Genomic DNA, 5,776 nt, shown 5'->3' with positions numbered 1-5,776 from the left:
GGCCGGCCCGCCAGCATCACCGGCCGGCCCAGCCGCCCCACCAGCCGGCCCAACCGGCCCAGCCGCCCCACCAGCCGGCCCGCCGGACGCGCCGCCCAGCTGGACCGGTCCGCCCAGCCCGCACACGCCAGCTGCCAGCGCCCGCTCGACCCCAGCTCCGTCGGGGACGTCCGGGCGCCGCGAGCGCATCGGCGCGCGGTAGACGGGCGGATGGGCCGGACCGGCTGCCGACGCCACGGTCAGGCGACGGCGTGGGCGGCGACCCAGGCGTCGTACTCGGAGTCGTCCTCGGGGGTGCGGTCGATCAGGGCGGTGAGCAGCTCGCGGGCCGCCGTGAGCTCCTCGATCGCCGCGGTGAGGCGGTCGCGTTCGGCCTCCAGCGGCTCCAGCATGGACCGGCAGCCGGGCATCAGGCCGTCGCCGGTGTCGACCATGCAGGGCAGCAGCTCGGCGATCAGGTGACTCGGCAGCCCGGCCGCCAGCAGCGACCGTATGTGCCGCACAGCCTCGGCGTCGGACGGGGCGTAGTCGCGGTAGCCGCTGGGCAGCCGGGCCGGCTTCAGCAGGTTCTGCTCCTCGTAGTAGCGCAACGCCCGCTCCGTCACGCCGGTCCGCCGGGCCAGTTCGCCGATCCGCATGTCACCCTCCGAAGTCCGCCGCCGACCGACTTGACCCTCACGTCGACGTCAAGGTTTAGCGTACCCGGCATGACGACATCCGCGCAGGTCACCGTCCTAGGACTCGGCAACATGGGGCAGGCCCTCGCCCGCGCCTTCCTCGCCCACGGCCATCCCACCACCGTCTGGAACCGATCCCCACAGAAGGCCGACGCACTCGTCGCGGCCGGCGCGACGCGGGCGGCGACCGTCGCCGAGGCGGTCGCGCACGCCGACCTCGTCGTCGTGTGCGTGGTCGACTACGCGGCCGCCCGGCAGCTGCTCGAGCCGGCCGCCGCCGCGCTCAGCGGCCGCACCGTCGTGAACCTCACCGCCGACTCCCCCGACGCCGCCCGCGACCTGGCCGGCTGGGCCGCCGGCCACGGGATCGACTACCTCGACGGGTCGATCATGACGCCGACGGTGACCATCGACACGCCCGACGCGGTGCTGATCTACAGCGGACCGGCCGGCCTCTACCGGCGGCACGAGGCGACGCTGGCCGCGCTCGGCGGCACGCAGCACCACCTCGGCACCGACCCCGGCCGCGCCGCCGCCTTCGACGTCGCGCTGCTGGACCTGTTCTGGACCGCGGTCTCCGGCCTGACGCACGCGTTCGCCCTGGCCAAGGCCGAGGGCATCGACGGCGCCGACCTGGCACCGTTCGCGGAGGGGCTGGCCGCCCTGCTGCGCGACTCCGTCGCCGACCACGCGGACCGCGTCGACACCGGCCGCTACGAGGCCGACATCGCAGCGCTGGATACGGTCGCCGCCGGGTTGGAGCACGTCGTCGACGCGTCGGAGCGGCGCGGGCTCGACACCGGCGTCCAGCGCGCCGCGCTCGCGCAGATGCGGCGGGCGATCGACGCGGGGCACGGAAAGGACGATGTCGCGGTGGTGACCGCCGCCCTGCTCGCCGACCGGGAGGCCACCGCCAGCAACGTCTGACCAGCGGCATCTTTGCGCCATTGACGTCTACCGGCCACACATAGTCCTTCCGCCCCGGGCGGCGGCGATGCCATCTTGTCCGGACCGGACATCCGGCACATCTGGTACCGACCACGTCTCGCCCTGCAGGAGGAGCCGTGCGACCTCGCCGCCCGCGCCGCCCAGTCGTGACCGGAACCGCCGTCGCCGCGGTGGTCGCCGCCCTGCTGCCGGCGGCGGCCACCGCCCCGGCGACCAGCGCTGCCGCCGCGAACGAGCCCGCCGCGAACGAACCGGCCGTCGCCGCCGCCGAGCCGGTCACCCTCACGCTCCTCACCGGCGACGTCGTCACCGTCACGACGGCGCCGACGGGCGAGCGCACCTTCGGCGTCGAGCCCGCGCCCCGGCAGAGCGGCGCACCGATCACGTTCACCAGCTACTCCGACGGCGAGAGCTACTACGTGCTGCCGTCCGACGCGTTCGGCCCCGTGGCCGCCGGCACCGTGGACCAGCGACTGTTCGACGTCGCGGCGCTCGCCGGCCAGGCCGCCGCCGCCGACGACGGTCCGCCGCCGGTCATCGTCCGCTACGCCGGCGCCCGTGCCGCCCGGACCGCCGCCGCGAGTCTGCCCGAAGCACCGGACCGGACGCTGGAGAGCATCGACGCCGTCGCGCTCGACCCCGCCGACCCGGCCGACGGCGCCGCGCTCTGGGCCGCCCTCACCGAGCAGGGCCCGGCGGACGCCACCGCGCGGCTGAGCGCGGGCGTCGCGCAGGTCTGGCTGGACGCCGCGACTACGGCAAGCCTCGACGTGAGCGTTCCGCACATCGGCGCGCCCGATGCGTGGGCGGCGGGGTACGACGGCGACGGCGTCACGGTGGCGGTCCTGGACACCGGGGTCGACGCCGCCCATCCTGACCTCACCGGGCAGGTCACCGCGGGCCGGAACTTCACCACCGACCTCGACGCGGCCGACGTCACGGACGGCCACGGCCACGGCACGCACGTCGCGGCGACGGTCGCCGGCACGGGCGCCGCTCCCGGCGGGCATCCGGGGGTCGCTCCGGGCGCCGACCTGATGATCGGCAAGGTGCTCGCCGACAACGGCGAGGGCCTGCTGTCGTGGGCGATCGACGGCATGGAGTGGGCCGCGCAGAACGGCGCGGACGTCGTCAACCTCAGTCTCAGCGCGGCCGCGACCGACGGCACCGACCCCGGCAGCCTCGCCGTCGACGCGCTGTCGGAGCAGACCGGCACGCTGTTCGTGATCGCCGCCGGCAACAACGGGCGCAACCTCGCCGTGGGGACGCCCGGCGCCGCCACCAGCGCGCTCACCGTCGGTGCGGTCGACGACGGCGACCTCCTCGCCGACTTCTCCAGCCGAGGCCCGCGCCGCGGCGACGCCGCGATCAAGCCGAACCTCACCGCGCCCGGCGTCGGGATCGTCGCCGCCCGCGCGGCCGGGACCAGCATGGGCACGCCGGTCAGCGACCTGCACACCAGCGCCAACGGCACGTCGATGGCGACACCGCACGTCGCCGGCGCGGCCGCGCTGCTGGCACAGGCCCATCCCGACTGGGGTCAGCGCGAACTCCGGGACGCCCTGGCCTCGACCGCCACGCCCGGCGAGCACACCCCGTTCCAGCAGGGCGCCGGCCGCCTCGACGTGAGCCGCGCCATCGGCCAGGGGGTGTACGGCCCGGCCGTCGTGGACTTCGGCCGCATCCCGAACCCGGCCACGGAGCCGGCGACGACGGCGCTCACCTACCGCAACGAGACCGAGGCCGACGTCACGCTCCAGCTCGGCGTCACGGGCACCGGCTGGGACGGCCGCAGCGTGCCGGCCGCGGCCGCCGCGCTCGACGCCGCAACCCTCACCGTCCCGGCGCACGGCATCGCGTCCGCGCGGCTCACCGTCGACCCGACCGCCCTCGACGCCGGCGTCTACAGCGGCATCGTGACGGCGACCGCCGACGGCGTCGCCGTCCGCACCCCGTGGAGCCTGTACGAGGGCGACGTCACGCACACCATCGACGTGCAGGCGACCGACCGCCGCGGCGAGCCGGCCGACCTGGGCCTGCCGGTCTGGGTGGTCAAGGCCGACCCGGGCTTCGACGAGAACGACCCATTCCGCACCTGGAGCCACTTCGCCTGGACCGACGCGGACGGCCGCGCCTCGTTCGAGGTCGCCGCCGGCGTGTACGACGTCTACGCCCAGATCACCACCTGGGACCTGCGGGCGACCGAGTCGACCATCGCGATCGCCGGCGAGGTGGAGGTCGGCGCCGACACCGCCGTCAGCCTCGACGCGCGGGACGCGGTGTTGCGCAATCCCGACGTCGGCGAGCCGGTGGACCTGCTGTTCGGCGAGGTGGGCGTGATCCGGAAGACGCCGGACGGGCGCACGTTCGTCCTCGGGCCGCTGTTCGACCAGTCCAGCGAGTGGCGGCTCTACACGACGCCGACGCCCGAGCCGCGGCTGGGCGAGGTGGAGTCGTTCACCAAGTGGATCTACGGCTCGGCGCTGGTCGACGTGCGGGCCGAGGGCATCCGGGTGCGGCCGGAGTACTGGCCGCACCTGGCCGGCCCCGGGCTGGCCGGACGCCGCACGCTGCCGCTGGTCTTCGCCGGCGACGGCACCGAGGCCGAGCTGCGTCCGGCGAGCGGCAAGCTCGCGCTGGTCCGCATCCGCATCCCCGACGACGAGCCGTTCGACTACGCGTACGCGCTCAACGCGATCCAGCGCGCCACCGATGCCGCCGTCGCCACCGGCGTGGCCGGGCTGCTGTTCTACGCCGACAAGCCGGGGTCGCTGGGCATCCAGGTCCGCGCCGACCAGCTGTTCCAGCTCGGCCTGAGCCACGACGAGGGCGAGGCGCTGCGCCAGGCCCTGGAGGCCCGGCCGCACCTGCGGCTCGACATCGACGGCCGCCGCGCGCCCGAGCGCGTCTACCACCTGCGGGCCGGCCACGACGGCGGCTTCCCGGCGACCGGCGAACCGCGCTTCAGCCGTGAGGACCTGGCCACCGTCCCGTCGCGCTACCACACCGACACCGCCGGGCACGAGGGCACGCTGGCCTGGTTCGCGTTCAGCGAGAACATGGCCGACAGCGCCCAGATCGCGATCGGCCTCTACGGCGGCACCGAGCGGACCGAGCTGGTCGCCAGCACCGGACCCGAGGTCCGCTGGTTGCGCGAGGTCGACATGGAGGGCGTCAAGCTGCGCGCCTGGAACCAGTTCGACGCCGGCGACCGGCTGCCGGCCGAGCGCTGGTTCGAGGCGCCGGTGCACTACGGCGCCGTCGACGTCGCCGGACCGTACCCGACCACGCTGCGCTGCACGTTCTGCCGTCAGGGCGACCGGTTCGTCACGGGCCAGTACCGTCTCGACGCTCAGGGCGCGCACTACGAGCACGCGTGGTTCGCCCAGCCGGTGACGCGGCTGTTCCGCGGCACCGAGGAGGTCCCGGTTCGCGGCTCGGTCAACCAGTGGTTCCAGCTCCCGCCCGGCACCGCGGACTACCGGCTGACCATGGACTACGTCCAGCCCGGCCCGCCCGACGGTCTCGCCACCCGGGTCGCGACGGAGTGGGAGTTCACCTCCGCGCCGCCACAGGCCGGCCGGCTGCCCGAGGCCTACGCGTGCCCGGTCGCCGCGCTCACCGACCCGTGCGCGTTCCAGCCGGTGCCGCAGCTGCGCTGGGACCTCGGCCTGGACCTGCTCAACACCGCACCGGCCGGCCGGCGGCACACCGCCGAGGTGCACGCCGCGGCACCCGGCGGCGGCCCCGTCGCCGAGCGGCTGCGGGTCTGGTTCTCCGTCGACGACGGGGTCAGCTGGCGGCCCGCGCAGGTGCGGGCCGGCGGCCGGCCCGGTGACTTCCGCGTCACCGTCCCGCACCCCGAGCTCGACGCCACGACCGGCCACGTCTGGCTGCGCACCGAGGCGTGGACGGCCGCCGGCGACTCCGTCACCCAGACGATCGAGCGCGCCTACCGCCTCGACGGCTGATCCCGCCGCACCACCGCCCATCCCGCCGAGAGAGGACGACGCGATGCCCCCGACCGCGCCCCGGTCCCGATCCCGCCGACGACTGGCCGGCTGGTCCGCCACCGTGCTGGCCGTCGCGCTGACCGCCACCGCCGGCGCCGCCGCCCCGGCCACGTCGGCGCCGGCCGCCCCTGCCGCCGC

The 5,776-nt window shown here is 75.6% G+C and carries 3 protein-coding genes; 2 read left to right on the top strand and 1 reads right to left on the bottom strand.

Going from position 1 to position 5,776, the window contains the following annotated elements:
- Positions 1-239 precede the first annotated feature (239 nt).
- Entirely contained in the window at positions 240-638 is a 399-nt protein-coding gene (locus tag DY240_RS24460) for a MerR family transcriptional regulator (protein WP_119662327.1), read from the bottom strand.
- A gap of 69 nt (positions 639-707) precedes the next feature.
- Here DY240_RS24460 and DY240_RS24455 point away from each other — a divergent pair, with 69 nt between their 5' ends.
- Together DY240_RS24455 and DY240_RS24450 are read left to right on the top strand one after the other, a co-directional pair.
- The gene (locus tag DY240_RS24455) at positions 708-1,604 is read left to right on the top strand and encodes an NAD(P)-dependent oxidoreductase (RefSeq protein WP_119662326.1); all 897 of its coding nucleotides are present in this window, start codon (positions 708-710) and stop codon (positions 1,602-1,604) included.
- A 137-nt stretch (positions 1,605-1,741) separates the two neighbouring features.
- Positions 1,742-5,596 (top strand): S8 family peptidase, encoded by a 3,855-nt coding sequence (locus tag DY240_RS24450; RefSeq protein ID WP_158602986.1) that lies wholly within the window; start codon positions 1,742-1,744, stop codon positions 5,594-5,596.
- Positions 5,597-5,776 lie beyond the last annotated feature (180 nt).

Source organism: Jiangella rhizosphaerae (assembly GCF_003579925.1).
GTDB classification, from domain to species: domain Bacteria; phylum Actinomycetota; class Actinomycetes; order Jiangellales; family Jiangellaceae; genus Jiangella; species Jiangella rhizosphaerae.
The sequence above is the reverse complement of the archived record's forward strand: the minus strand, read 5'-3'. Positions and strand labels throughout refer to the sequence as shown.